Annotated in this window: 1 pseudogene; it reads left to right on the plus strand. The window is 81.6% G+C overall.

From position 1 onward, the window contains the following. Positions 1-112: 112 nt before the first annotated feature. A pseudogene (locus tag ACSNOD_RS31800) lies at positions 113-385 on the plus strand (hypothetical protein); the annotation flags it as partial.

The following is a 385-nucleotide window of genomic DNA, read 5'->3' on the forward strand; positions in this document are numbered from 1 at the left end:
TTTCGAACGGCACGCCGAGGGTCGGACCGCGTCTTCGTCCCGCGACGAGGGACACGCGGGCGGCTGGGTCGCGTCCCCGATCGACCCCGAAGGGCGCGGGAATGCGGGGGCGATGTCCCCGGCCTGCGACGAGCCGCGCGCCGAAGCACCCGAGCGGGGTGCCGCCGCCCCCGGGCCCGAGCACGCTTGGGGCGCGCCGCCCCCGCCGAACGCGGCGGAGCGCGTCTCCGCCGAGGTGGGCCGGCTGGCCGACCCCGGCGGGGTGGCGCCCGCGCCCGACGAGGCGCGAGCCGCGGAGGCCCCCGTGCCCGCGCCGGAGGCGCGGGTCCCTGGCAGCGCCGGGGCGGGTTCCGCACCGCGTGCGACGGCGACGGCGTACGACCGC

It is taken from the genome of Streptomyces sp. URMC 123 (assembly GCF_051386515.1).
Taxonomy (GTDB): Bacteria; Actinomycetota; Actinomycetes; order Streptomycetales; family Streptomycetaceae; genus Streptomyces.